General features: G+C 74.0%; 26 protein-coding genes and 1 pseudogene. 16 read left to right on the top strand and 11 right to left on the bottom strand.

Annotation, left to right across the window (positions count from 1 at the left end; translation table 11 throughout):
* Position 1 precedes the first annotated feature (1 nt).
* Both ACTMS9_RS12975 and ACTMS9_RS12970 read left to right on the top strand, forming a co-directional pair.
* A complete protein-coding gene (locus ACTMS9_RS12975) occupies positions 2-394 on the top strand; it encodes a hypothetical protein (RefSeq protein WP_441165008.1) in 393 nt (130 codons plus the stop codon).
* Between the two features lie 247 nt (positions 395-641).
* A complete protein-coding gene (locus tag ACTMS9_RS12970) occupies positions 642-2,615 on the top strand; it encodes an amino acid transporter (protein WP_441146046.1) in 1,974 nt (657 codons plus the stop codon).
* A 24-nt stretch (positions 2,616-2,639) separates the two neighbouring features.
* Here the strand turns inward: ACTMS9_RS12970 and ACTMS9_RS12965 are convergent, their stop codons facing one another.
* From ACTMS9_RS12965 to ACTMS9_RS12955, 3 genes are all read right to left on the bottom strand, one after another.
* Positions 2,640-3,599, bottom strand: coding sequence for a TIGR03557 family F420-dependent LLM class oxidoreductase (locus ACTMS9_RS12965; RefSeq protein WP_441165007.1), 960 nt, complete (start codon positions 3,597-3,599; stop codon positions 2,640-2,642).
* A gap of 178 nt (positions 3,600-3,777) precedes the next feature.
* Positions 3,778-3,984, bottom strand: a complete 207-nt coding sequence (locus ACTMS9_RS12960; RefSeq protein WP_441146042.1) for a hypothetical protein — start codon at positions 3,982-3,984, stop codon at positions 3,778-3,780.
* Positions 3,985-4,086: 102 nt separating this feature from the next.
* Positions 4,087-5,349 (bottom strand): low temperature requirement protein A, encoded by a 1,263-nt coding sequence (locus ACTMS9_RS12955; protein WP_441165006.1) that lies wholly within the window; start codon positions 5,347-5,349, stop codon positions 4,087-4,089.
* A 129-nt stretch (positions 5,350-5,478) separates the two neighbouring features.
* Here ACTMS9_RS12955 and ACTMS9_RS12950 point away from each other — a divergent pair, with 129 nt between their 5' ends.
* Both ACTMS9_RS12950 and ACTMS9_RS12945 read left to right on the top strand, forming a co-directional pair.
* Positions 5,479-5,841 carry a phosphotransferase gene (locus ACTMS9_RS12950; protein WP_441165257.1) on the top strand — a complete coding sequence of 121 codons (363 nt, stop codon included), beginning with the start codon at positions 5,479-5,481 and terminating at the stop codon, positions 5,839-5,841.
* On the top strand, positions 5,726-6,229 hold the full coding sequence (locus tag ACTMS9_RS12945; RefSeq protein WP_441165256.1) for a phosphotransferase: 504 nt from the start codon (positions 5,726-5,728) through the stop codon (positions 6,227-6,229). Before ACTMS9_RS12950 ends, ACTMS9_RS12945 begins: the two co-directional genes overlap by 116 nt.
* A gap of 65 nt (positions 6,230-6,294) precedes the next feature.
* Here the strand turns inward: ACTMS9_RS12945 and ACTMS9_RS12940 are convergent, their stop codons facing one another.
* The 3 genes from ACTMS9_RS12940 to ACTMS9_RS12930 all read right to left on the bottom strand — a co-directional run bounded on the left by ACTMS9_RS12940 (position 6,295) and on the right by ACTMS9_RS12930 (position 8,806).
* Entirely contained in the window at positions 6,295-7,284 is a 990-nt protein-coding gene (locus ACTMS9_RS12940) for a helix-hairpin-helix domain-containing protein (protein ID WP_441146036.1), read from the bottom strand.
* 241 nt (positions 7,285-7,525) lie between these two features.
* Positions 7,526-7,873, bottom strand: coding sequence for a TcmI family type II polyketide cyclase (locus ACTMS9_RS12935; RefSeq protein ID WP_441146035.1), 348 nt, complete (start codon positions 7,871-7,873; stop codon positions 7,526-7,528).
* A gap of 129 nt (positions 7,874-8,002) precedes the next feature.
* Positions 8,003-8,806, bottom strand: a complete 804-nt coding sequence (locus tag ACTMS9_RS12930) for an AfsR/SARP family transcriptional regulator (RefSeq protein ID WP_441165005.1) — start codon at positions 8,804-8,806, stop codon at positions 8,003-8,005.
* A gap of 406 nt (positions 8,807-9,212) precedes the next feature.
* Between ACTMS9_RS12930 and ACTMS9_RS12925 the strand changes: the two genes are divergently transcribed.
* The 12 genes and pseudogenes from ACTMS9_RS12925 (at position 9,213) to ACTMS9_RS12870 (ending at position 20,212) form a co-directional block, all read left to right on the top strand.
* On the top strand, positions 9,213-9,554 hold the full coding sequence (locus ACTMS9_RS12925) for a TcmI family type II polyketide cyclase (protein WP_441146031.1): 342 nt from the start codon (positions 9,213-9,215) through the stop codon (positions 9,552-9,554).
* The gene (locus tag ACTMS9_RS12920; RefSeq protein ID WP_441165004.1) at positions 9,551-11,272 is read left to right on the top strand and encodes an acetyl-CoA carboxylase carboxyltransferase subunit alpha; all 1,722 of its coding nucleotides are present in this window, start codon (positions 9,551-9,553) and stop codon (positions 11,270-11,272) included. The genes ACTMS9_RS12925 and ACTMS9_RS12920 overlap by 4 nt, the downstream gene beginning before the upstream one ends.
* Positions 11,269-11,808: an acetyl-CoA carboxylase biotin carboxyl carrier protein gene (gene accB / locus ACTMS9_RS12915; RefSeq protein WP_441165003.1), complete on the top strand. Its 540-nt coding sequence runs from the start codon at positions 11,269-11,271 to the stop codon at positions 11,806-11,808. Before ACTMS9_RS12920 ends, accB begins: the two co-directional genes overlap by 4 nt.
* Before the next feature lie 10 nt (positions 11,809-11,818).
* Positions 11,819-13,165 (top strand): annotated as a pseudogene (locus tag ACTMS9_RS12910) (acetyl-CoA carboxylase biotin carboxylase subunit); the annotation flags it as partial.
* Between the two features lie 341 nt (positions 13,166-13,506).
* Positions 13,507-14,217, top strand: a complete 711-nt coding sequence (locus ACTMS9_RS12905) for an SRPBCC family protein (RefSeq protein ID WP_441165002.1) — start codon at positions 13,507-13,509, stop codon at positions 14,215-14,217.
* A complete protein-coding gene (locus ACTMS9_RS12900) occupies positions 14,210-14,614 on the top strand; it encodes a cupin domain-containing protein (protein WP_441146023.1) in 405 nt (134 codons plus the stop codon). The genes ACTMS9_RS12905 and ACTMS9_RS12900 overlap by 8 nt, the downstream gene beginning before the upstream one ends.
* Positions 14,611-15,879 (top strand): beta-ketoacyl-[acyl-carrier-protein] synthase family protein, encoded by a 1,269-nt coding sequence (locus ACTMS9_RS12895; protein ID WP_441146021.1) that lies wholly within the window; start codon positions 14,611-14,613, stop codon positions 15,877-15,879. Before ACTMS9_RS12900 ends, ACTMS9_RS12895 begins: the two co-directional genes overlap by 4 nt.
* Before the next feature lie 14 nt (positions 15,880-15,893).
* A complete protein-coding gene (locus ACTMS9_RS12890; RefSeq protein WP_441165255.1) occupies positions 15,894-17,144 on the top strand; it encodes a beta-ketoacyl synthase N-terminal-like domain-containing protein in 1,251 nt (416 codons plus the stop codon).
* A 98-nt stretch (positions 17,145-17,242) separates the two neighbouring features.
* Positions 17,243-17,563, top strand: coding sequence for a DMT family transporter (locus ACTMS9_RS12885; RefSeq protein WP_154936427.1), 321 nt, complete (start codon positions 17,243-17,245; stop codon positions 17,561-17,563).
* Positions 17,564-17,650: 87 nt separating this feature from the next.
* The gene (locus ACTMS9_RS12880; protein WP_441165001.1) at positions 17,651-18,277 is read left to right on the top strand and encodes a TetR/AcrR family transcriptional regulator; all 627 of its coding nucleotides are present in this window, start codon (positions 17,651-17,653) and stop codon (positions 18,275-18,277) included.
* Positions 18,278-18,505: 228 nt separating this feature from the next.
* On the top strand, positions 18,506-19,474 hold the full coding sequence (locus ACTMS9_RS12875; protein ID WP_441165000.1) for a hypothetical protein: 969 nt from the start codon (positions 18,506-18,508) through the stop codon (positions 19,472-19,474).
* 177 nt (positions 19,475-19,651) lie between these two features.
* The gene (locus ACTMS9_RS12870) at positions 19,652-20,212 is read left to right on the top strand and encodes a hypothetical protein (protein WP_441164999.1); all 561 of its coding nucleotides are present in this window, start codon (positions 19,652-19,654) and stop codon (positions 20,210-20,212) included.
* 17 nt (positions 20,213-20,229) lie between these two features.
* On the opposite strand, the gene ACTMS9_RS12865 is transcribed toward ACTMS9_RS12870, so the two are convergent.
* The 5 genes from ACTMS9_RS12865 to ACTMS9_RS12845 all read right to left on the bottom strand — a co-directional run bounded on the left by ACTMS9_RS12865 (position 20,230) and on the right by ACTMS9_RS12845 (position 23,106).
* Positions 20,230-20,700, bottom strand: a complete 471-nt coding sequence (locus ACTMS9_RS12865) for a hypothetical protein (protein ID WP_441164998.1) — start codon at positions 20,698-20,700, stop codon at positions 20,230-20,232.
* 114 nt (positions 20,701-20,814) lie between these two features.
* Positions 20,815-20,994 carry a hypothetical protein gene (locus tag ACTMS9_RS12860; RefSeq protein ID WP_179805328.1) on the bottom strand — a complete coding sequence of 60 codons (180 nt, stop codon included), beginning with the start codon at positions 20,992-20,994 and terminating at the stop codon, positions 20,815-20,817.
* On the bottom strand, positions 20,991-22,004 hold the full coding sequence (locus ACTMS9_RS12855; RefSeq protein WP_441164997.1) for a peptidoglycan-binding domain-containing protein: 1,014 nt from the start codon (positions 22,002-22,004) through the stop codon (positions 20,991-20,993). Before ACTMS9_RS12855 ends, ACTMS9_RS12860 begins: the two co-directional genes overlap by 4 nt.
* The gene (locus ACTMS9_RS12850; RefSeq protein ID WP_441164996.1) at positions 22,001-22,540 is read right to left on the bottom strand and encodes a hypothetical protein; all 540 of its coding nucleotides are present in this window, start codon (positions 22,538-22,540) and stop codon (positions 22,001-22,003) included. Before ACTMS9_RS12850 ends, ACTMS9_RS12855 begins: the two co-directional genes overlap by 4 nt.
* Positions 22,537-23,106, bottom strand: a complete 570-nt coding sequence (locus tag ACTMS9_RS12845; protein WP_441164995.1) for a MauE/DoxX family redox-associated membrane protein — start codon at positions 23,104-23,106, stop codon at positions 22,537-22,539. The genes ACTMS9_RS12850 and ACTMS9_RS12845 overlap by 4 nt, the downstream gene beginning before the upstream one ends.

Raw genomic sequence — 23,106 nt, 5'->3', positions numbered from 1 at the left:
CATGTCCGTGCACCGTTCCGCGTTCCGCTTCGACCCCGCCTTCCGGGCCCCGCTGGCGCTGCTCGGCGTACGCCCGGAGACCTCCTGGGTGCTCGTCGACGACGAGGCGCTGGAGATCCGGTACGGACCCTGGCGGCTGCGCACCCCCCGGGCGAACATCACCGGGGCGCGGCTCGACGGGCCGTACCGGTGGTGGCGGACGATCGGGCCGCACCTGTCGTTCGCCGACCAGGGGGTCACCTTCGGCACCAGCACCGCCGCGGGGGTCTGTGTGCGATTCGCCGACGCCGTCCCGGCCCTGGTGCCGGGGCCGTGGCCCCGCCACCCGGGCGCCACGGTCACCGTCTCCGACCCGGAGGCCCTGCGGGACGTCCTGGGGGCGCCACCGGGCTGAGGGCAGCGGGGCCGGCGCGGTGGCGTGCCCTCGATGATCTCCCGGCTTGCCGGTTCCGCCGAGCCGTGCCGCGGGGACCGCCTACGGTCGGTGCAGGACCGTAGAGAGTGGGACGGGCATGGGGGACGGGCGGGACGGGGCGGCGCCACGGCGTACCCGGGGGCGGCGTGGCACGCCGGCGGGTCTCGGGCCTGAGGTACGGGCGGCCCGCGATCCGCTCCAGGGGGAGCGCACCCGGTCCGGGTCGGTGACGGTCCCCGAGTGCGTGGAGAGCCACGCCCGCCCCCGCCCGGCGGCCGACCCGCTGCGGCGCTGGCTCTTCGCCCACCAGGTGCAGCCCGCCGGTCCCGAGGCGGAGGAGGGTACGCAGAAGCGCCACCCCTGGTGGCGGGTGATGTGCCTGACCGGCGTCGACTACTTCTCCACCCTGTCGTACCTGCCCGGCATCGCGGCGCTGGCGGCCGGGGCGCTCTCCCCGCTGGCCACCCTGCTCATCGTGGCGCTGACCCTGTTCGGGATGCTGCCGATGTACCGGCGGGTGGCCCGGGAGAGCCCGCACGGGCAGGGCTCGGTGGCGATGCTGGAACGGCTGCTGCCGTTCTGGCGCGGCAAGATCTTCGTCCTGGTGCTGCTCGGCTTCGTCGCCACCTCGTGGATCATCACGATCACCCTCTCCGCCGCCGACGCGACGGTCCACCTGCTGGAGAACCCGTACCTGCCGGCGTCCTTCCCGCACGGCACGGCCGCCGCCGTGGTGGTGACCGTGGTGCTGCTGCTGGTCCTCGGCGGGGTGTTCCTGCTGGGATTCAGCGAGGCGGTCACCGTGGCCATCCCGCTGGTCGCGGTCTTCCTCGGGCTGAACGCGGTGATCGTCGTGGTCGGGCTGGCCGAGGTGGCCGCGAGCCCGTCCCTGGTGGGCGACTGGACGCAGGCGCTGACCGCCGGCGGCACCGGTCTCGGCGACCTGCTCGGGCCCGCGGTGCTGGCCTTCCCGCTGCTGGTGCTGGGCCTGTCCGGTTTCGAGACCGGGGTCAGCATGATGCCGCTGGTGAAGGGGGTGGGGGCGGACTCCCGGCAGCGCCTGGAGGCGCGGATCCGCAACACCCGCAAGCTGCTCGCCGCCGCCTCGCTGATCATGTCGGTGTACCTGATCGCCACCACGTTCGTCACCACGGTGCTGATCCCGGCGGAGGAGTTCCGGCCGGGTGGCGCCGCCAACGGACGGGCCCTGGCCTGGCTGGCCCACGAACACCTCGGCGAGGCGTTCGGCACCGTCTACGACATCAGCAGCGTGCTGATCCTCTGGTTCGCCGGCGCCTCGGCGATGGCCGGCCTGATCAACATCGTGCCGCGCTACCTGCCGTCGTACGGGATGGCGCCGGAGTGGGGCCGGGCGGTCCGGCCGGTGGTGATCGTCTACACGGTGATCAGCATCGCCATCACGGTCGCCTTCCGGGCGGACGTCAACGCCCAGGCCGGCGCGTACGCCACCGGGATCCTGGCGATGATGGTCTCCGGCGCGGTGGCGGTGACCATCGCGGCCGTGCGGGCCCACCACCGGATCGCCGGGGCCGGCTTCGGCCTGCTCACCGCCGTCCTGCTCTACGCCCTCGCCGAGAATGTGATCGAGAAGCCGGACGGCATCGCCATCTCGGCCCTGTTCATCGCCGGGATCATCGCCGTCTCGCTGATCTCCCGGGTGTCCCGCACCACCGAACTGCGGGCGGAGCGGATCGAGTTCGACCCGACCGCCCGGCGGTTCATCGCCGACTCGCTGACCCACGACGGCCGGCTGCACCTGATCGCCAACAAGCGCGACAGCGGGGCGCTCAAGGAGTACCGGGTCAAGGAGCGGGCGCAGCGCGGCATGAACCCGGTGCCCGGTGCGGCCGACGTGCTCTTCCTGGAGATCGACGTGGTGGACCCGTCCCAGTTCAGCCAGGTGCTGCGGGTGCACGGCGTGGAGGTCGGCGGCTACCGGGTGCTGCGGGCCAGCAGCCCGGCCGTCCCGAACGCCATCGCGGCCATCCTGCTCGCCCTGCGCGACGGCACCGGCGTACGCCCGCACGCGCACTTCGAGTGGTCCGAGGGCAACCCGCTCGCCCACCTGCTGCGCTACCTCATCCTCGGTCGGGGCGACACGCCGCCGGTGGTCCGGGAGATCATCCGCAAGAGTGAGCCGGACCCGTCGCGCCGACCGGGCATCCACGTCGGCGGCTGAGCGCTGGTGAGCCGGGGCCGCCAGTCAGCCCGGTGACCGCAGCCGCCCGGCCAGGTCGCCGGCGAAGAAGTCCAGGAAGCCGTCCGGGTCGGGGCCGGCGTTCTGCAGGACGATGTGGTCGTAGCCGGCGTCGACGAACGCCCTGACCGCCGCCACGTGCACCTGGGGATCCGGGCCGACGGCGAACTGGCGCCGGATGTGGTGGTCCTCCACCCAGGAGGTCGCCGCGTCGAAGTTGGCCGGGTTGGGCAGCTCACTCATCACCTTCCAGCCGGTGATCGACCACCGGCTGGTCTCCCACGCCGCCCGCACCGCCTGTTCCTCGTCGCCGGCCCAGGCGAGCGGCACCTCGGCGTAGCGGGGTCCGGAGCCGCCGGCCGCCCGGTAGTGCTCGACGATGGACGACTTCGGCTCGGTGACGAACAGGGCGTCGCCCAGCTCGGCCGCCATGGTGGCCGACGACCTGCCGCTGGCCGCGACGGCGATCACCGGCGGGGTGTCCGGCAGGTCGAAGGCCCGGGCGTCCTCCAGCTGGAGGTGCTTGCCCTCGTACGACTGGTAGCCGCCCTGCCAGAGCAGGCGGATGATCTCCAGCGCCTCGCGCAGCCGCTCGTGTCGCCCCCGTACGCTCGGGAAGCCCTGCCCGACCACGTGTTCGTTGAGGCGTTCCCCGGCGCCGACGCCGAGGGTGAACCGGCCGTCGGAGATCAACGCCATGGTCGCCGCGGCCTGCGCGATGATCGCCGGGTGGTACCGCACGGTGGGGCAGGTGACCCCGGTCGCCAGGCCCAGGCTGCTCGTCTTCGCGGCGATCGCGCCCAGCACGCTCCAGGTGAAGGACGAGTGGCCCTGCACGTCGAGCCAGGGGTGGAAGTGGTCGCTCATCTCCACGAAGTCGAAGCCGGCCTGCTCGGCGCGGACCGCCTGGCGAATGATCTCCTGCGGGGCGTACCCCTCCGAGGCCAGCTTGTAGCCGATCTGCATGCCGCGTCTCCGTCCCGTCCGGCGCTGGGCCGCTGCCCTTCCCCGCCCGTCCGCCGGCAAACGCACCCCTCGACCCAGCCTCCTAGGACGCCGTACGGGTAGTGACGGACGTGATCGGGAGCGGACACGACACGGCCCGCGCCCCGGGGGTGCGGGCGCGGGCCGGGGGTCGGCGGACCTACTTGGACGGCTCGGGCAGCTTGCAGTCGACCTTCGGGTTGGCGCCGACGTAGTTCAGCGGCCCGGCCACGATGGTCACCAGGATCGTGCCGGCCTCGGCGCAGTTGGTGTCGTCGTTGCTGTAGTAGCCGCGCTGCCCGGCGGCGATCGCGCCGATGAGCAACCAGATGACGACGATGACTCCGAAAATCGATGTGCCGCGCATGGGGTGCCTCCAGGGTCGTGGTGGGTCGAGGTGACGCACTTGTACCCAGAGGCGACGAGGGGATAAACGACATCCGGAACGGTCACCGGCGCGCCGGCCGGATCAGTGCGGCGGGGACGGTCTCTCCGGCGGCTTGCCCCGGCTGCGCCGGGCGTCCGCGACCGCCACGCCGGCGAGTACCACCATCGCGCCCGCGGCGGCGAAGAGCGGCGGCAGGAAGAGCACCGCCGGGGCGAGGGTCAGCAGCGCCAGCAGCCCGCCGGGGCGCGACAGCGAGACCCGGCTGAACACCTCGTACTCGAAGGCGGACCGGCCGACCAGGAAGAGCGCCGGCCCGCCGAGGATGACCGCCGCCCACGACGGCGGGGTGCGCCCCAGCGGCTCGTGCAGCACCAGGTCGAAGCCGGCCGCCGTGATCACCACCCCGGCCACCAGCGTCAGGTGGGTGTACGGCGCGGTCAGCAGGAACCGGCTCGGCGCCTTCGCCGCCTGGATCGCGTGCGGCAGCAGCTCACCCGAGCGGTGCACGTAGATCCGCCAGAGCAGCAGGGTGGTGAGGAAGGCGATGGCGAACGCGCTGATGTTTTCCGCCTCGGAGTGCACGCGGCTGAACATCATGCCGATCACCAGGACGGCGTCGCCGAGCGCGATGATGAAGAACTGCTGGAAGCGCTCCGACAGGTGCTCGGCGGTGACGTTGCGCTGCCGCTCAGGGACCATCCCCAGCCCGGGCACCGGGTACGCCAGCCGGAAGCCGCCGTAGTCGAGGGCGAGCGCCAGCGCCCAGCACGCCTCCCGGGCGTGCCCGCTCACCGTGGCGCCGATGATCCAGGGGACCGCGGAGACGGCGAACCAGATGAAGATCCGCGCCGCCCGGCGCTGGGTCGGCCGGTGTCTGCGTACCGTGGGCATGAGGAACAGGCCCCGGCCGAGGTGGATCGCCACGTAGGTGCCGGCGAAGACCATGCCCCGGTCGGTGAAGGCGTGCGGGATGGCCGTGGTCATCAGCAGCGCGCCGAACATCACTGCGGTGATCAACAGTTTGATCTCGGTGCGCTGCGGGTCGTACATGTCGGTGACCAGGGTGGTGATCGCCCAGGTCCACCAGACCGCCATCAGGATGATCAGGGACTGGCCGGCGTGCTGCCAGGTCAGATCGGTGACCAGGCTGTTGGAGATGAGGGCGAGCGCGACGACGTAGACCAGGTCGAAGAAGAGCTCCAGCAGGGTCACCCGGCGGGGACCCTCGGGGTCGCGCACCGGCGCGCCGGTCTGCCGGGCGGGCGGCTCCGGCATGAGTGGCTGCACGTTGCTGCTCCTGCGGACCGGGTTGTCGGCGCGGCGGGCCGCGGTCGGCCCGCTCACCGACGGTAGCGACGGCCGCCGGGCGACGTGTCCGGTTCGGCGCTTTCCCGGCGAATCCCGGTTGCCCGTCCGGGCCGCCCGGTGGCGGCGGGCGGCTGGGACAACCGGACCTTCCACCTCGGCGACGAGATGACGGTACGGCTGCCCAGCGCGCCCGGCTACGCCGCACAGGTGGCCAAGGAGCAGTGCCGGCTGCCGGTGCTCGCCCCGCACCTGCCGCTGCCCGTACCGATCCCGCTCGCGCAGGGGGAGCCAGCCGAGGGCTATCCGTTCGCGTGGTCGGTGTACCGGTGGATCGAGGGGGGGACAGGCCCGGGTGGAGCGGATCGCCGACCTGACCGCGTTCGCCACCAGGCTCGCCGGCTTCCTCGCGGCCCTGCACCGGATCGACGTCACGTCCGGTCCGGCCGCCGGGGAGCACAGCGCCTGGCGCGGAGGACCACTTCGGACGTACGACGCGCAGACCCGGGCCGCGATCGCCGGACTGGGTGACCGGATCCCGGGGGAGCTGGTCACCGGAATCTGGGAGCTGGCGCTGCGCTCCACCTGGTCCGGCCCACCGGTCTGGTTCCACGGCGACGTCGCCTTCGGCAACCTGCTGGTCCGCGACGGTCGGCTGGCCGCGGTGATCGACTTCGGCTGCTGTGGGGTGGGGGATCCGGCCGGTGACCTGACGGTCGCCTGGACGTTGCTCACCGCCGGGAGCCGGACCGCGTTCCGCGACGCGCTCGCCGTGGACGAGGCGACCTGGAACCGGGGCCGAGGTTGGGCGCTGTGGAAGGCGCTGATCACGCTCCACGTCACCGATCCGGCTCGCGCGGCGGAGGCCCGGCACACGCTCGCGGCCATCGTCGAGGAGTACGCCGCCCCGGGTCGGTGACGGTCCGGGGCAGACGGTGTGGGCCGGTGTCCGCGCCTCGGCGCGGACACCGGCCCACGTGGTGCTCAGGCCTGGTCGGCGGCCGGCTCGGGCAGTACCGCACCGGCCTCGGCGCCGGCACCGGCCAGCAGCTTCGCCTGCTGCGGCCAGGTCGCCACGCTCGGCGCGGCACGCAGCCCGGCGGCCCGGATGGTCTCGCGCAGCGCCGGCTCGTCCAGCTCGGCCAGCTGGCGGTAGGTGCGGATCCCCGCGGCCTGCAACGCGGCGGCCATCTTCGGCCCCACGCCCTGGATCCGGCGGAAGTCGTCCGCCGTCTCGGCGTCCGGCGTGGCCACGATGTCCGCGTCGGCGGTCGCCGGCTCGTCGGACGCGACCGGCGCCTCGTCATCCAGCGCACGGCGGGGAGCGGGGATCACCGGTTCCGCTGCCTCGACCTCGGCCGGGGCCGGAGCCTCGACCTCGGCCGGGGCGACGGCCTCGACCGGCGCGGCGGGGGCGACGGGCTCGGCGTCCACCTCGTGGGCGGTGGCGGTGGTGTCGGGGTCGCCCTGCGCGACGCCGACCGGCTCCACCGTCCGCTCCTCGTCGGCCTCGACGGCGACGTCGATCCGGTCGTCGAACGCGTCGGTGCGGTCGTCGAGCGCGTCGGTGTGATCGGCCGCCACGTCGGTCCCGGCGGCGGCCACGTCGACCGGGCCGGCGACGGTGTCCGACGCGGCGGTGTCCTCGTCGACGGCCAGCGGGGTGTGGCTGGCGGCCAGGGACGCGGCGGCCGGCGTTGCGTCGAGGTCGTGCGGGGCGGGCGCGTCGATCACGGCGGCGGGCGCCGGCGCGACGTCGACGGTGGCCGCCGGCTGGGGGGTGTCGACGGTGGCGGTCACCGTGGCCTCGGCCTTCTCCTCCTCGGAGAGCCCGACGACCGGGTCACCCTCCACCATGGGCTCCGGCCGCTCGGCGGTCGCCGCGGCCTGCCGGCCGCGGGCCACCCAGCCCCCGGCTCCGCCCAGCACCAGGGCCAGGATCACGATCAGCCACTGCCCGAAAGTCGACGGCACGGCAAACCTCCCTCTTGCATACGTCGGTGAAAGTCACGAAGAAAACTCGCCGGCAGCTTCGCACACGCGTATGGCGGACGACAGGGAGGATGGGTCATCGCGACGCAGGTGGGATGCACGGTGTCGGCGGGTGGCGGCGGGATGACCGACGGTACGGAAAGCGGGTGGACCCGGCCGGCCGCGACGAGGTGCCGTCGTCGGACCCGGCCGGGGCGGCTCGTCCTCTTCGGCGTCCGCCCGCTCACCCGGCCGGGCGCGGCGCCGGGACGTCGGCGGCGTCCCAGCGGTAGAAGCAGCCGGCGATGGCGTCCCGGGGGGAATGCCAGGTCGGCAGGTACGGGGAGGTGTGCGCGGAGAGCCGCTCGTTGACCTGGAGGTACAGCGGGTGGTTGCGGGCCCCGGCCAGCGCGTCCGGGTCCACGTCCTCGGTCTCCATCAGGTGGATGCACAGGTCGTGCAGGCAGTACAGGGACCGGTGCCGGACGCCGGTCAGGGCGGGCAGTTCGGTGGCGTCGGATTCGGCGAAGATCTGCGCCACCCGGCCCTCCGAGCCCGGGAGGATCCTGCTGACGATCAGTAGACGGCTCATGGGACCCCTCTCGCCGGTGGCGCTCCGTCGAGGTCGGAGCCCACGGACTGCTGTGCGGCACACCCTGCCGGGACGGCTGTCACCTGACCGTCACGCGTGCCGCGCCGGCGGTGACGGCGGTGACGGCGGTCAGCCGCCCTGGGGCGCGACCCGGGCGGCCGGCGGTCGACCAGGGGGGCCGGGCCGCTCCCGGGTGGCGTCGCGGATCGGCGCGAGGGTGTCGTCGAGCAGCGCGGTCATCGCCGCGGAGGGCTCCAGCCGCAGCTCCCGTAGCAGCAGGTCGCGGTAGACGTAGAAGGCGTGCACCGCCTCGAAGGCGTTGCCCTCGGCGAGGTGGATGCGCACCACCAGCCGGTGCGGCGTCTCCCGCAGCGGCTCGGCGGCCATCGCCTCCAGCGCGGCCTGCAGCGCCTCCCCGTGCCGGCCGGCCGCCAGGTGGTGGCCGGCCAGGTCCTCCAGCATGTGCAGGCGCAGCTGGCGCAGCCGCTCGCGGTCGCCGAGGACCCAGTCGTCGTACCAGCCGGGGAGCAGGTCGTGCCGGCCGGCGGCGAGCGCGGCGGACGGGTCCTCACCGTGGCGGACCCGGTCGGCCGTGCCGACCAGCGCGTCGACGTCGACCCGGACGACCTGGTCCAGTCGCACCGTGTCGCCGGCGGTCGTGAAGGGGCAGCACGGGTCCTGGCGCAGCCGCCAGAGGGCCGTGCGCAGGGAGGACAACGCCCGGTCCTCCGGCGCGTCCGGCCAGAGCAGGCCCGCGAGGTGGCTGCGGGTGGCGCCCGGGCGCAGCGCGATCAGCGCGATGACCCGTTGCAGCCCGCGGGGGACCACGATCGGGGTGTCGCCGTGCAGCAGCCGGAAGCCGCCGAGCAGGTGCAGCGAGATGTCCGTGCCGGGTGGGCGCCCGGTCGTCGGCATGGACGAATCAGCGGCCACGGCGGCACCCCCTGCGGAACGCGCGTCCCGACTCCTCGTGTGTCCCGGTGCGGCACCCGTGACCGCACTGTCGGGTCGCTGCGCCGTGGCGGTGTGGCCACGGCCACCGGGCTGACCGTGACGAAGATTATCAATTGTGGTCACTCTCGGTCAATGTCGAGGTTCCGTCCGGCGTTCGCCACGCTCAACCATGAAACCCCTTCTGAACTGTGCGCACGCCGTGGTCGCGGCCCTTGCGCCGCACAGCGGATACACAGATTGCGTCAACGCACCGTCACGATGCGACAGCGTCGGTCGGTGCCCGCCGGTGACGCCGGGGTGACGCCGCCGCGCGCATCGTGTCGGCAGTCGTCCGGCTCGCGGCGCGGTCCACACCGCGCCGGCGGCCGTGGGGGGAGGCCCATCCATGGACCGTTCGCTGATCGTCGCGAAGGTGGTACCCAGCGCCGAGGCGCAGGTCGCCGAGATCTTCGCCGAGTCCGACGCGACGGAGCTGCCGCGCCTGGTCGGTGTCCGGCACCGTTCGCTCTACCGGCTGCACGACCTCTACGTGCACCTGTTGGAGACGGAGGCACCGACGCCGGGCGCGGTCGAGGCGGCCCGGGGGCATCCGGAGTTCCAGCGGGTCAGCGCGCGGCTGCGCCCGTACATCTCGCCGTACCTGCCGACCTGGCGGGAGCCCCGCGACGCGATGGCCCACTGCTTCTACCGCTTCGACGCGGACGCCCCCGTCGGGCGGCGGCCGTGACCGCCACCGCCCCCCGGGAGGGGGAGCTGTGGTCCCGGTGCGCCGGCTGCGCCTCGCTGCTGTACCGCAAGCGGCTGCGCCGCAACCTGGACGTCTGTCCGGAGTGCGGGGAGCACGCCCGGCTCGCCGCCCCCGAGCGGCTGCGCCAGCTGGTGGACCCGGAGTCGTTCACCCCGCTGCCGGACCGGGCGGCCGAGGTGGACCCGATCGACTTCGTCGACGTGCTGTCGTACCCGCACCGGCTCAGCGCGGCCCGGGCCGGCACCGGGCTGGCCGAGGCGGTGGTCTGCGGCACCGCGACCATCGGCCGGCACCCGTGCGCGCTGGCCGTGATGGACTTCCGGTTCCTCGGCGGCAGCCTCGGCGCCGCCGTCGGTGAGCTGATCACGCGGGCGGCGGAGCGGGCGCTGGAGGACGCGGTCCCACTGGTCCTGGTGACCGCCTCCGGCGGGGCGCGGATGCAGGAGGGCGCGCTGTCGCTGATGCAGATGGCCACGGTCAGCCAGGCGATCGCCGCGCTGCGCGAGGCCGGGCTGCTCACCGTCAGCGTGCTCACCGATCCGACGTACGGGGGAGTGGCGGCGTCGTTCGCCACCAACACCGACCTGGTGCTCGCCGAGAGCGGCGCCCGGATGGGCTTCGCCGGTCCCCGGGTCATCCGCCAGGTCACCGGCCGGGAGCTGCCGGAGGGCTTCCAGACCGCGGCCTTCCTGCTGCGGCACGGGCAGGTGGACATGGTGGTGCCCCGGCACGCCCTGCGCGGGCGGCTGGTGGCGCTGCTCGCCGCCGCCCGGGCCGGCCGCCGCCCGGCGTTGCGTCCCGCCGTACCCCGGCAGGAGCCCGCCCCCGCCGCGCGCCCGGCCGCCGTCGCGGATCCGCCGGTGGTCGACGCCGCGCCGCCGGCCGACGCCTGGGAGACGGTGCGGCTGGCCCGGCACCCCGGCCGGCCGACCACACTGGACTACCTGGACACCGCGTTCGAGGGGTTCGTCGAGCTGCACGGCGACCGGCTGGGCGGGGACTGCCCGGCGGTGGTCGGCGGCCTGGCCCGCCTCGACGGCCGGCATCTGATGGTGATCGGCCACCAGAAGGGCCACACCACCGGCGAGCTGGTGGCCCGCAACTTCGGCATGGCCAGCCCGGCCGGGCACCGCAAGGCGCTGCGGCTGATGCGGCTCGCCGCCCGCCTCGGCCTGCCGGTGGTCACCCTGGTGGACACCCCGGGGGCCGACCCGGGCGTGCGCGCGGAGGAGCAGGGGCAGGCGGCGGCGATCGCGGAGAACATCCTCTCCCTCAGCATGCTGCCCACCCCGGTGGTCGCGGTGATCACCGGTGAGGGCGGCAGCGGCGGGGCCCTCGCGCTGGCCGTCGCCGACCGGGTGCTGATGCTCCAGCACGCCGTCTACTCGGTGATCAGCCCGGAGGGCTGCGCGGCCATCCTCTGGCCGGACCGGGGGGCCGCTCCGCAGGCCGCCCGCGCGCTGCGGCTCACCGCCCCCGACCTGTGCCGGCTCGGCGTCGTCGATGACCTCGTCCCCGAGCCGGTCCCGGCGGCGCACCACGACCCGGAGGCGGCCGCCCGCGCGCTGCGGGAGGCGGTGCTGGCGCACCTGCTGCCGCTGCTCGACGTGCCGCCCGCCACCCTCGTGCGCCGCCGTCGCCAGCGCTTCCGGCGCTTCGGCGCGGCCCGCGCCGGCACCCGGGCGGGTGCCCGGTGAGCGCCGGGACGGTCCCGGCCGGCGCGCCGTCGGCCGCCGACGGCGCGGAGGCGGCGCACGAGGTGGACGCCGTGCTGGCCGGCCTACGCCGGCATGCCCGGCAGCTCGTCGCCGAGGTCGCCGGCCCGGTACGCCGGGTGCGGCTGCGCAGCGGCGACACGGTGCTGGAGGTGGAGTGGCACGAAGCCGCCGCCGGGCAGGGGGTCGCCGGGACGGAGACCGGCCGCGCCCCCGACGCCCCGGCGGTGGCCCCCGTGGCCCCGCCGCCGGCCCCCCGGCCCGCCCCGCCGGCCGGCCGGATCGAGGTGCGCTCGCCGATGGTCGGCACCTTCTACCGGGCGCCCGAGCCCGGTGCCGCGCCCTTCGTCACCGTCGGTGACCTGGTCCGGCCCGGGCAGGTGGTCGGCATCGTCGAGGCGATGAAGCTGATGAACGAGGTGACCGCCGAGCGGGCCGGCCGGGTGGCCGAGGTCCTGGTCGACGACGGTCGACCGGTGGAGTACGACCAGCCGCTGGTCGCGCTGGACCCGGCCTGAGGTGGTGGGGATGTTCGAGAAGGTGCTCATCGCCAACCGGGGTGAGATCGCGCTGCGGGTGCTGCGCGCCTGCCGGGAACTGGGCGTGCGGACGGCGGTGGTCTACTCCACTGCGGACGCCGACTCGACCCCGGTCCGGCTGGCCGACGAGGCGGTCCTGATCGGACCGGCGTCGAGCCGGCGCAGCTACCTCAACGCCGCCGCCATCGTGGAGGCCGCCCGCCTGGTCGGGGCGCAGGCCGTGCACCCCGGCTACGGGTTCCTCTCCGAGGACGCCGACTTCGCCGAGATCTGCGCCGACAACGGGCTGGTCTTCATCGGCCCGCCGCCGCAGGTGATGGCCGCGCTCGGGGACAAGTCCTCGGCCCGGGCGCTGATGAGCCGGGCGGGGCTGCCGTTGCCGCCGGGCAGCGTCAGCCCGGTGCCGACCGCCGAACGGGCCGCCGAGGTCGCCGCCGAGGTGGGCTACCCGGTGATCGTGAAGGCGGCGGCCGGCGGCGGCGGCCGGGGGATGACCGTGGTCCGATGCCCGGCCGAGCTGCCCCGGGCGTACGCGCGGACCCGCGCGGCCGCGCAGGCCGCCTTCGGCGACGACCGCGTGTACGTCGAGCGCTACCTGACCGAGGCCCGGCACGTCGAGGTGCAGTTGCTCTGCGACGGGCACGGCAACGGCGTGCACCTGGGCACCCGGGACTGCTCGGTGCAGCGGCGGCACCAGAAGCTGGTGGAGGAGGCCCCCGCGCCGGCGCTGTCCGCCCGGACGCTGGAGACGATCGCCGAGACCGCCCTGCGCGGCGCGCTCGAGGTCGGCTTCACCGGCGCCGGCACGATGGAGTTCCTGGTGGACGCCGAGGAGGCGTTCCACTTCCTGGAGATCAACTGCCGGATCCAGGTCGAACACCCGGTCACCGAGATGATCACCGGGATCGACCTGGTCCACGAGCAGCTGCACATCGCCGCCGGGCTGCCGTTGCGGCTGCGGCAGGAGGACGTCCGGCCGCACGGGGTGGCGGTGGAGTGCCGGGTCAACGTCGAGGACCCCGACCGCGACTTCGCGCCGACCCCGGGCCGGCTGGAGCGCTTCCTGCCGCCCGGCGGCCCGTTCACCCGGGTCGACACCCACGGGCACCCCGGCTACCTGGTCGGGCCGTACTACGACTCGTTGCTGGCCAAGGTGGCGGTCTGGGCGCCGGACCGGGAGCTGGCGTTGAACCGGCTGGAACGCGCCCTGGAGGAGTTCGACATCGCCGGGCCGGGGGTGCGCACCACCATCCCGTTCGTCCGGCGGGTGCTCGACGACCCCGCCTTCCGCAAGGGCCGCTACACCACCTCCCTGGTCGACCGCCTGCTCGCCGACCGGCAGCCGACCCGGACCGGCCCGGCGGCAGCGGCCGCCGTCGCGCCCGAACCCACCCCGCCACCCGAGGCGGACCTGCCGGCCGAGCCGGCGGCGCCCCCGGCGTCGCCGCCCGGGGCTGGCGCGGCGCGGCGCGCGGCCGGTGCACCGGCGGCCCCGGCCGCGCCACCACCCCCGTCGCCCCCCACCCCGCATCCGGCCGCGCGTCCCGCCGTCGTCGGGGCCGCGCTCCCGGCACGGCCCGGCGGGACCGCACCCGGACCCCGCCCCACCGCCCGTCCGGTCGCCGCCACCGCGGCACCGGCCACCGACCAGTCCTGACCGCTTCCGAGGAGGACCCGATGACCGTCACCCACGGCCAGCCGCTCACCACCGAGATCACCGACATCCTGGTGGCGCACTGCGGCCTGGACGCCGACGCGGCCGCCCGCGCCCCCGCCGCCTCCCTGGAGGAGCTGGGCATGGACTCGCTGGCCCTGCTGGAACTCTCCGCCGTGGTGGCCGACCGGTGGCGGGTGCAGATCCCCGAGCAGGCCGGGCAGCTCAGCATCCCCGCCGTCGCCGACCTGGTCGCCCGCCGCGCCCAGCCACCCGGGCACACCGAGAACAGCATCGTCATCGCCGCGCCCCTGCCGCTGGTCTGGGAGATCACCAACGACGTGGCGCGCTGGACCGACCTGTTCACCGAGTACGCCGCGGTGGAGATCCTGCACCGCGAGGGCGACACCGTCCGCTTCCGGCTCACCATGCACCCCGACGAGAACGGGATCGCCTGGAGCTGGGTCAGCGAACGCACCACCGACCCGGCCAGCCGCCAGGTGCGGGCGCACCGGGTGGAGACCGGGCCGTTCGAGTACATGCGCATCCACTGGCGCTACACCGAGGAACCCGAGGGCGTCCGGATGACCTGGGTGCAGGACTTCGCGATGAAGCCGACCGCGCCGGTGGACAACGCCGGCATGACCGCCCGGATCAACGCCAACAGCCGGGTGCAGCTGGCCGTCATCAAGGAGCGCATCGAGCGGGCGTACGCGGGAGGCGACGATGAGTGAGATCACCACCGGGCTGGTCGCCGCCCGCGACGTGACCGCCGACCGGCGGCGCGGCGGGGAACTGCGGGTGCTGCTGGGTCCGAAGACCGTCGGCAGCACCTCGGGCTTCATGGGAGTGGCCGCGCTGGCGTCCGGTGAGCGGATCGCCGAGCACTACCACCCCTACAGCGAGGAGTTCCTGTACGTCGCGCGGGGGGCCATCACCGTCGACCTGGACGACGAGCCGGTGGAGCTGGCGGCCGGCGAGGCGCTGTTCGTGCCCCGCAACGTCCGGCACCGGCTGCGCAACACCGGCGACGAGTCCGCCGAGGTGGTCTTCCACCTTGGCCCGCTGGCACCCCGCCCGGAACTCGGCCATGTGGACACCGAACTGGTCGAGCAGCGGGGCGCGTCGTGACCGGGCGCCGGACGGTCGTCACCGGCGTCGGGGTGGTCGCGCCGGGCGGCGCCACCCGGGACAGGTTCTGGAAGACCGTCACCGAGGGGCGGACGGCGACGAGGCGGATCAGCTTCTTCGACCCGTCGCCGTTCCGCTCCCAGATCGCCGCCGAGTGCGACTTCGACGCCGACGCCGCCGGGCTCACCCTCGCCGAACGGCAGCGCGCCGACCGGTACGTGCAGTTCGCCCTGGCCTGCTCCGCCGAGGCCCTGGCCGACAGCGGCCTGGACCTCACCGACGCCGACCGGCAGGTGACCGGGGTGGTGCTCGGCACCGCCGTCGGCGGCACCATGGCCCTGGAACAGGAGTACGTCCGGGTCAGCGACTCCGGCCGGCACTGGCTGGTCGACCACGCCCTCGGCGGGCCGTACCTCTATGCGGCCCTGGTGCCGAGCAGCCTGGCCGCCGACGTGGCCTGCCGGCACGGGCTGCACGGCCCCGCCCAGGTGATCTCCACCGGCTGCACCTCCGGCATCGACGCCATCGGGTACGCCCACCAGCTGATCGTCGACGGCGAGGCCGACGTGGTGCTCGCCGGTGCCGCCGACTCGCCCATCTCCCCGGTCACCGTCGCCTCGTTCGACGCGATCAAGGCGACCAGCCCGGACAACGACGACCCGGCGCACGCCTCCCGGCCGTTCGACGCCGACCGGCACGGCTTCGTCCTCGCCGAGGGCGCCGCGGTGCTGGTGCTGGAGGAGTGGGAACACGCCCGCCGGCGCGGCGCGCACGTCTACTGCGAACTGGCCGGGTACGCCAGCCGCAGCAACGGCTTCCACATGACCGGGCTGCGGCCCGACGGGGTGGAGATGGCGTTGGCCATCAGCGACACGCTGCGGCAGGCGCGGCTGTCCCCGTCGGACGTCTCCTACATCAGCGCGCACGGCTCCGGCACCCGGCAGAACGACCGGCACGAGACGGCGGCGTTCAAGCGGGCGCTCGGCGAGGCCGCGTACCGGGTGCCGGTCAGCTCGATCAAGAGCATGGTCGGGCACTCGCTCGGCGCGATCGGCTCGATCGAGATGGCCGCCTGCGCCCTGGCGATCGAGTACGGCGTGGTGCCGCCCACCGCCAACTGGGCCACCCGGGACCCGGAGTGCGACCTGGACTACGTGCCCAACGTGGCCCGGGAGACGCCGGTGGACGTGGCGCTCTCGGTGGGCAGCGGCTTCGGCGGCTTCCAGTCCGCGATGCTCTTCCGCCGGCTGGCGGTGGCGGCGTGACCGGCCCGGGCGGGGTGAGCGCCCGGGCGGTGGTCACCGGCATCGGGGTGGTGGCGCCCAGCGGCATCGGCGTCGACGCGCACTGGCGCACGGTGCGCGACGGCATCCGGCGCACCGGCCCGATCACCCTGTTCGACCCGGCGAGCTACCCGACCCGGGTCGCCGGCGAGGTGGCCGACTTCGACGCGGCGGCGTACGCCGACAACCGGCAGCTGGTGCAGACCGACCGGTGGACCCACCTCGGCTTCGCCGCCACCCGGCTGGCGCTGGCCGACGCCGGCCTGCCCGAGCGGGCCCCCGATCCGTACGGGTGGGCGGTCACCCTGGCCAGCTCGTCGGGGGGCAACCTGTTCGGGCAGCGGGAGCTGCAACGGCTCTGGGGCGGGGCGACCCGCACCGTCGGGGCGTACCAGTCGATCGCCTGGTTCTACGCCGCCAGCGTCGGACAGCTCTCCATCCACCACCAGTTCAAGGGACCGTGCGGGGTGCTGGTCGCCGAGACCGCCGGCGGCCTGGACAGCCTCGCCCACGCGGTGCGCACCGTGCGCCGGGGCACCCCGGTGGTGATCGCCGGGGCGACCGAGTGCCCGCTGAGCCCGTACGCGCTGGCCTGCCAGCTGCGCTCGGGGCTGCTCAGCGACGCCGCCGACCCGGAGGCGGCGTACCGGCCGTTCGACCGCTCGGCCGGCGGGTACGTGCCGGCCGAGGGCGGGGCGGTCTTCGTGGTGGAGGAGCTGGGTCACGCGCTGGCCCGGGGCGCCCGGATCTACGGCGAGGTCAGCGGGTGGGGGGCCACCCACGACGCCGCGCACACCGGCCCCGACACCGCCGGCGACCCGGACCAGTACGCCCGGGCGATGCGGCTGGCCCTGGACCGGGCCGGCGTCACCGCGGACGAGGTGGACGTGGTGCTGCCCGACGCGCTGGGGGTGCCCCGCTACGACCGCGGCGAGGCCGAGGCGCTGCGGGCCGTCTTCGGTGACCGGCCGCCGCCGGTGACCACCCAGAAGCCGCTGACCGGCCGGGCCCACCAGGGCGGGTCGGCGCTGGACGTGGCCACCGCGCTGCTCGCCTTCCGGCACGACGAGCTGCCCGCGTCGGCCGGCCCTCGTGAGCCGGCGCCCGGCTGCGAGCTGGACTTCCTGCGTACGCCCCGGCAGCCGCGCAACCGGGTCGCCCTGGTGGGCGCGCGCGGCTTCGACGGGTTCAACAGCGCGCTGGTGCTGCGCGGGGCGCCACCGGCGCCGAGAGCGGCGGGGGAGTAGGGACCACGGCCGCGCCGACGCCGGTCGCCGCGCGGTGGTCGTGCCCACCCGCACCCGAGGTGACCCGCCGCCGACGGGGATGGCGGAGGATCGCGGGCATGGCGTACCTGTTCCTGCTGCTCGCGATCTCCGCCGAGGTGTTCGGCACCAGCCTGCTCAAGGCGACCGACGGATTCACCCGGCTCTGGCCGACGCTCGGCCTCGCCGGGTCGTACCTGGCGGCGTTCCTGCTGCTCGCCCTGGCGGTGCGGGACATCCCGGTCGGGGTGGCGTACGCCGTGTGGTCGGGGCTCGGCACCGCGGCGATCGTGGCCATCGGCGCGGTCTTCCTCGGCGAGCCGCTGAGCGTGACCAAGGTGGTCGGCGTCGGTCTGGTCATCGCCGGCGTCGTGGTGCTCAACCTCGGCGGCGCGCACTGAGGACGCTGCCGTCCGGTCGCGGTTCCGGATCAGGTGACCGTCGGGCGGAGCAGGCCGGTGAAGGGCCGCGGCACTAGGCTCGAGGCCATGCAGGACGCCGCCCTCCACGGCGCCCAGGTGCCCTCCCGCGACGCGATTCTCGACGCCGCCACGGCACTGATGGCGCGGCTCGGCTACGCCGGTGCCTCCATTTCGAAGATCTCCGCCGCCTCCGGGGCGCCGGTCAGCTCGATCTACTGGCACTTCGGCAGCAAGGACGGGATCTACCTCGCCGTGCTCCGCCGTGCCCGCCAGTACCTCGTCGGCTCGCTCCCGGGGGCCCGGCCGGCCGGCGACACGGTGCGGGAGCGGCTCACCGCGTTCCTCGACGGCGCCAGCGCCGCCTTCGAGCATCATCCGCACGACCTACGGCTGCTGCTCGGTCTCGGCATGCTCGAGGAGGGCATGGGCGCCGCGGCCATCGCGGAACTGGGGCAGTACCGGTTGGACCTGCGGCAGTGGGCCACCGATTCGCTCGGCCACGTCTTCGGCCTCGCCGACCGCCCGGCCGTCGCCGACGAACTCGCCCGTTTCATGCTGAGCGTGGTCGGCGGGACCGCGATGGCGCGCTGGTTCGACGGTCCGGTGACGCCGTTGCCCGTACAGCAGCTGTGCGTTGCCCTGCTGGCGCTCGCCCGCCATCACGGGCTGCCGGTGGACGAGGACCGGGCGTAGGCAGGCCGGACTTCAGGCTCGGGTGCGAGCCGGGCACCCGGTGCGTGCCGTCAGCGGCGATGTCGTAGCACCCTGCCCCGCACCAGGTGCAACCCGAAGCCGGCCCGCCATCCATTGACATCGATCGTTGCGGTGGCCATTCTGTCAGCAGGCAGTTACCGAACGGTCAGTAGCCATATATGTCCGGATGTGGCGCCGTTTGGGGGCAGCCAACCGAAGGAGGACGTGATGTCTGTCCGTAGGCTGACGTTGACAGTGGCTCTCGCGGTCGCCGTCGCCGGTACCACGGTCGTCGACATCCCGGTGGCGAGCGCCGGGGACAGTCGCGAGCAGCAGGTCGACGTGACTGAGACGAGGACCATCCGGTACGGTCCGTGGACTCTTCCCGCCGCCACCGGCCACACCCACGACGAGATGGGGACCACCGGGAACCGACTGGACCTCAACATCGCCAAGCCGTGCGTGCAGTGCATGGTGACGGCGATCAAGCCGAACCTGGTGTACGAGGACGGCCGGAACGCGAACGTCAACACCGGTCCGATGCTGCACCACGCGGTCATCGGCCAGCTCGGTGAGCCGGACCTGGTGTGCCGTCTCGGCGGGCTGGGTCCGAAACGCGTGTTCTCGACGGGCAACGAACGGACCCCGGTGACGTTGCCCGCCGGCTACGGCATGCGGATCGACTCGGGCGACCGCTGGAGCATGGTGTACGACCTGATGAACCATGCCCACGAGGAGAAGAGCGTCTACATCTCCCTCGAGTACACCTACGTCACCGGTGAGGCCGCGCGGCGACTGACGCCGGTCACCCCGATGTGGTTGGACGTGGTCAGCTGCCTCAACCCCACCTTCGACGTCCCCGCCGGAAGTACCACCCGAACCGCACGGTGGACGTCGACGGTGAACGGTCGGATCGTCTACCTGAAGGGTCACCTGCACCACGGCGGCAGGACCATCACGACCACCAACGTCACCACCGGTCAACGAATATGCGCGGTCACCGTGGTGTCAGGTGGTTCACCGGAGTTCATCGACCCCCACGGCAACCCCGAGATCTCCAGCGCCCCACCCTGCACCGGCTCTCCGATCACGACCATCCGCCGGGGTGATGTCCTGGAGGTCGCGGCCCACTACGTCGCCGACCATCCCCACGAGGACGTCATGGGCATCATGACCGGCTGGATCGCGACGGGCTGACGGCGCGGTCGACGGACGTCGGGTGGGCGGGCCGGCCCGGTGCACGGCCCGCCCACGCCCCTCCGGCGTCATCCACCGACCTCGCCCCCCGGTTGGGTCGGACGGGGTGTACCCGGAAAGCGCGCAACCACCTCGGGACACCCCGATGTACGACGGTTCCGACCTGCGGAGAGTGCCATGTCAGCTCTGGATGGGAGCGCCCCCGTCACCCGGTTGCGCCGTTCCCGGCCCTGGCGCCGGACCACGTGCTGCCTCCTGGCCCTGTTGGTTGTCTGGACGGCGGTCTTCCTTGTCGCCCCGCACCTGCGCACCAGCGCTAGCGTCCGGCAGGTCGCGCTCTTCGCCCACCTCGCCGCGATGGTGCTGGGCTTCGGCGCGGTGTTGACGCTGGACTGGTTCGCGCTGATGTGGCTGCTCCGACGCCGGGAGCTGGCGACCGTCGTGCAGGTCGCGTACGGCGTCCACACGCCGGTCTGGCTCGGCCTGGGTGGCCTGACGGCCAGCGGTGTGGTTCTCGCCCCCGACACGTCCGCACCGTGGACCGTCGTCAAGCTGGTCGCGGTGCTGGCCGTGGCGGTCAATGGTCTCTGCGCGCGGCAGGTGCAGGAGCGGTTGGCGGAACTGGACGGAAACGCCCCACCGCGCGGGGTCCTGCTGGCGGCGACCCTGGTCATGGTGACCTCCCAGGCCGGCTGGTGGACCGCCACCGCCGTCGGATTTCTCAACGCTCAGCGGTGAAGGGTGAGTTGCCGTGGCTACAACTGGTGCAGGAAGAGCAGGCCGAAGGCGGCGGCGAGCGCGGCGCATGCGGTGACGGTGATGGTGCGAAGTCGTGCGGGCAGGTCGGCGTCCCAGCCCTCGACCGCCCCGGAGGCGCGGCGGATGAGCGGGGTGGCGGCGCGCCCCGCGCCGAAGCCGACACCGGCGAGTGCGGCGAGCTGCAGGCGCTGACCGGCGAGCAGAACCGCGACCGCGAGCACGTACGGGGCGGTGGCCGACAGGTACGTCCGCACGCCGGTGCCGAGTTCGAATCCGAATCGCAGCGCTCCGCGCCGCGGGCTGGGCCGCAGGACGTCCTGCGGCACCTGACGGGCATTCTGCGGCAGGGGGATGCTCACCACCTTGGCGTCCCGGAGCACTCCGAGCAGCGCCACCGCCACGACGGCCGCGTACCGCCAGGACACCGGCAGCGGCGCCGACAGCCCGGAGAGCGTCCCGAGGACCACGCCGCTGAGCAGGCCACCGGCGAGCAGCCCCAGGACGAACAGGGTGAGGAGCTGCCCCTGCGGATGCCGATCTCGCCGCCCGGGCGAGGCTAGCGCGTACGCGCTGTTGCGGGTTCAAACCGAGCCGGAGAGCGTGTAGCCGGCCAGCCCGCCGACCACAGCCCAGGTGAGCACGTGCCCGGAGACGGCGGCGAGCATCGCGCCGGCGGTGAGCAGCAGGACGGGTACGAGCGGGTCGGTGGCCCAGCGGCGCAGCCGTCGAACGGGTCGTACGGGTGGCGACTGGCCCGTCATACGGCGCCGCCGGTGAGCGTACGCCAGGTGGTCTGTCCCACGACGCCGTTGACGGCGAGCCCGTTCTGCCGCTGGAAGTCCCGTACCGCGGATTCCGTCCCCGAACCGAAGACCCCGTCCACAGCCAGCCCGTACGCGTGCTTGTTGAGTTGCCGCTGCACGCCCCGCACGACGTGTCCGGCGTACGGATAGTGCACGGTGGCTCCGACGATGGGCAGCCGCGGCCGAGGGTCGATCACCCGGCTGACCGTGATTCTGCCGGCCGACACGGTGGGCAAGAGGACGGGCCAGGTCTGGCCGTCGACGACGCCGGTCGCCGGGATTCCCCTGGCCGACTGGAACTGCTTCACCCTGGTCTCGGTGCCGCTGCCGAAGACGCCGTCCACAGTGGCGGAATAGTGCCACGCGGTCAGCAGGTGTTGCACCGTGTAGACGTTCGGGCCGGACTGGCCACGCCTGGTGGTGGGCCAGCCGACCGAGGTGAGGCAGCCGCAGTCGGTGTTCCAGCGGCAGATCGACCTCACCCAGCCCGAGCTGGTCTGCCGGTACCCGTCGTGGCAGCGGCGCTCCACCGAGCAGGCGCACGCGCCGCACGCGCCCTGGTAGCGCCACAGCCAGCCGTCGTACGTGCCGGCGTAGCACTGGTTCGGCCGCAGCTTCCAGGTCGTGCCGTCGTTCTTGTGGAAGCCCGTGTTCGTCCCGCTGGTGTTGCAGGCGGCGGCGAAGATCGGGCTCGGACCGCAGCCGGGGGAACAGTTCTGGTCGCTGGCGTAGCTCGGGCAGCTGCCGTAGATGTCGTATCCGTCGGCGTAGGCGCGGCGGGCGGCCGGGAAGATGCTCAGCGCGGCCATGCCCAGCGCGGTGCCGGCCTGCAGCAGCGTGCGGCGGGACAGCGCCCAGGACATGGTCAGGCCACTCCTGGTCCGGCTCGCCGGCGGCCGCCGCCGGGACGCGGTGCCGGTACCCGGGTCCGTTCCCCGCAGCGCGGGCACCGCGTCGAGGGTGGTCATCGCGTGCCTCCCCGTCGGATCGAGTGGACGGTGTCGTCGCCGGACAGGTTGTCGACCTCGTCGAGCAGGTGGCCCAGCGCCACCGCGGAGCCGACCGGCTCGGACCGTCGGATCCGGCCGGTCGCGTCGATCACGACCGCGAACGGGGTGGCGATCGCGTCGTACCGGTCGAACAGGTCCGCCTGCTCGCCGAGGACGGTCATCGGCAGGTCCGCCGCTCGTGGCGGGACGGTGTCGCGGTACAGGATCCGGAGCACGACGTCGGTCCGTCGGGTGTGTTCGGCGGCCGCGTCGAGCAGCTGGTCGCAGGTCGCGCAGCCGGGATCCAGGAAGAGCAGGACCAGGGTGGCCGGGGACGGCGGCGCCAGGTCCCGGAACCGGGGGGCCGGCGAGCCGGGCCGCAGGCCGACGGACCCGGGGCGGCCGACGGTGCCGGTGGACAGGGCGTGCACCTGACGTACCAGGCCGGACACCACGAGGGCCAGCAGCAGGATCGCGATCCAGCTCAGGATCAGCGCGCTCGTCTGGAAACTCATCCGGGTACGCCTCCTCGGGTCACCCCGGCCCCCGGCCGGTCCGGGGTCGGGTCGTGCATGGCGGCGGGCAGGTGCGCCAGGAGCGCGGTGAACGTCGCCGCGGCGAGCAGGACGATGGTGAGTGAGGTGCCGGCTCGCCCCACCGGCACGACCGCGCCGGACAGAAGTGATCCGAGCAGGGCCAGGCCGGCGAGCGTGGACGCGCGCGCCACCACCCAGCCGGTCATCGGCACTTCGACCCGTGAGCACCCGCAGGGGACGGCCCGCCGGGTCGAGCGGACGTACCAGCCGTAACCCGCGTACGTGGCGAGCAGCGCGACGCTGCCGGCCAGGACCACGCCCAGCAGCCGGCCACCGTCGTCGCGGAGCAGGGCGACGACTCCGGCCATGCCGAGCAGGCCCTCGGCCGCGATGACCACCGCCGCGACGGTGGACGGCGCGGGAACCACCCGGTGGGCGGCCAGCGCCGTCGACAGGGCCGCCGGCTTCGAGAGGTGCTCACCGCAGGCGAGGAGCAGGGTGAGCAGCACGGTGTACGCCGCGACGCTGGCCACCAACGCGGACAC

This window comes from Micromonospora sp. L31, from assembly GCF_052068075.1.
Classification (GTDB): Bacteria; Actinomycetota; Actinomycetes; order Mycobacteriales; family Micromonosporaceae; genus Micromonospora; species Micromonospora purpureochromogenes.
This window is presented reverse-complemented; position numbering and strand designations above follow the sequence as displayed.

Coding starts and splice junctions, on each gene's coding strand:
- ACTMS9_RS12975 (WP_441165008.1), top strand. CDS start 2: ATGTCCGTGCACCGTTCCGCGTTCCGCTTCGACCCCGCCTTCCGGGCC.
- ACTMS9_RS12965 (WP_441165007.1), bottom strand. CDS start 3,599: ATGCAGATCGGCTACAAGCTGGCCTCGGAGGGGTACGCCCCGCAGGAG.
- ACTMS9_RS12960 (WP_441146042.1), bottom strand. CDS start 3,984: ATGCGCGGCACATCGATTTTCGGAGTCATCGTCGTCATCTGGTTGCTC.
- ACTMS9_RS12950 (WP_441165257.1), top strand. CDS start 5,479: ATGACGGTACGGCTGCCCAGCGCGCCCGGCTACGCCGCACAGGTGGCC.
- ACTMS9_RS12935 (WP_441146035.1), bottom strand. CDS start 7,873: ATGAGCCGTCTACTGATCGTCAGCAGGATCCTCCCGGGCTCGGAGGGC.
- ACTMS9_RS12925 (WP_441146031.1), top strand. CDS start 9,213: ATGGACCGTTCGCTGATCGTCGCGAAGGTGGTACCCAGCGCCGAGGCG.
- ACTMS9_RS12905 (WP_441165002.1), top strand. CDS start 13,507: ATGACCGTCACCCACGGCCAGCCGCTCACCACCGAGATCACCGACATC.
- ACTMS9_RS12900 (WP_441146023.1), top strand. CDS start 14,210: ATGAGTGAGATCACCACCGGGCTGGTCGCCGCCCGCGACGTGACCGCC.
- ACTMS9_RS12885 (WP_154936427.1), top strand. CDS start 17,243: ATGGCGTACCTGTTCCTGCTGCTCGCGATCTCCGCCGAGGTGTTCGGC.
- ACTMS9_RS12880 (WP_441165001.1), top strand. CDS start 17,651: ATGCAGGACGCCGCCCTCCACGGCGCCCAGGTGCCCTCCCGCGACGCG.
- ACTMS9_RS12875 (WP_441165000.1), top strand. CDS start 18,506: ATGTCTGTCCGTAGGCTGACGTTGACAGTGGCTCTCGCGGTCGCCGTC.
- ACTMS9_RS12870 (WP_441164999.1), top strand. CDS start 19,652: ATGTCAGCTCTGGATGGGAGCGCCCCCGTCACCCGGTTGCGCCGTTCC.
- ACTMS9_RS12860 (WP_179805328.1), bottom strand. CDS start 20,994: ATGACGGGCCAGTCGCCACCCGTACGACCCGTTCGACGGCTGCGCCGC.
- ACTMS9_RS12855 (WP_441164997.1), bottom strand. CDS start 22,004: ATGACCACCCTCGACGCGGTGCCCGCGCTGCGGGGAACGGACCCGGGT.
- ACTMS9_RS12850 (WP_441164996.1), bottom strand. CDS start 22,540: ATGAGTTTCCAGACGAGCGCGCTGATCCTGAGCTGGATCGCGATCCTG.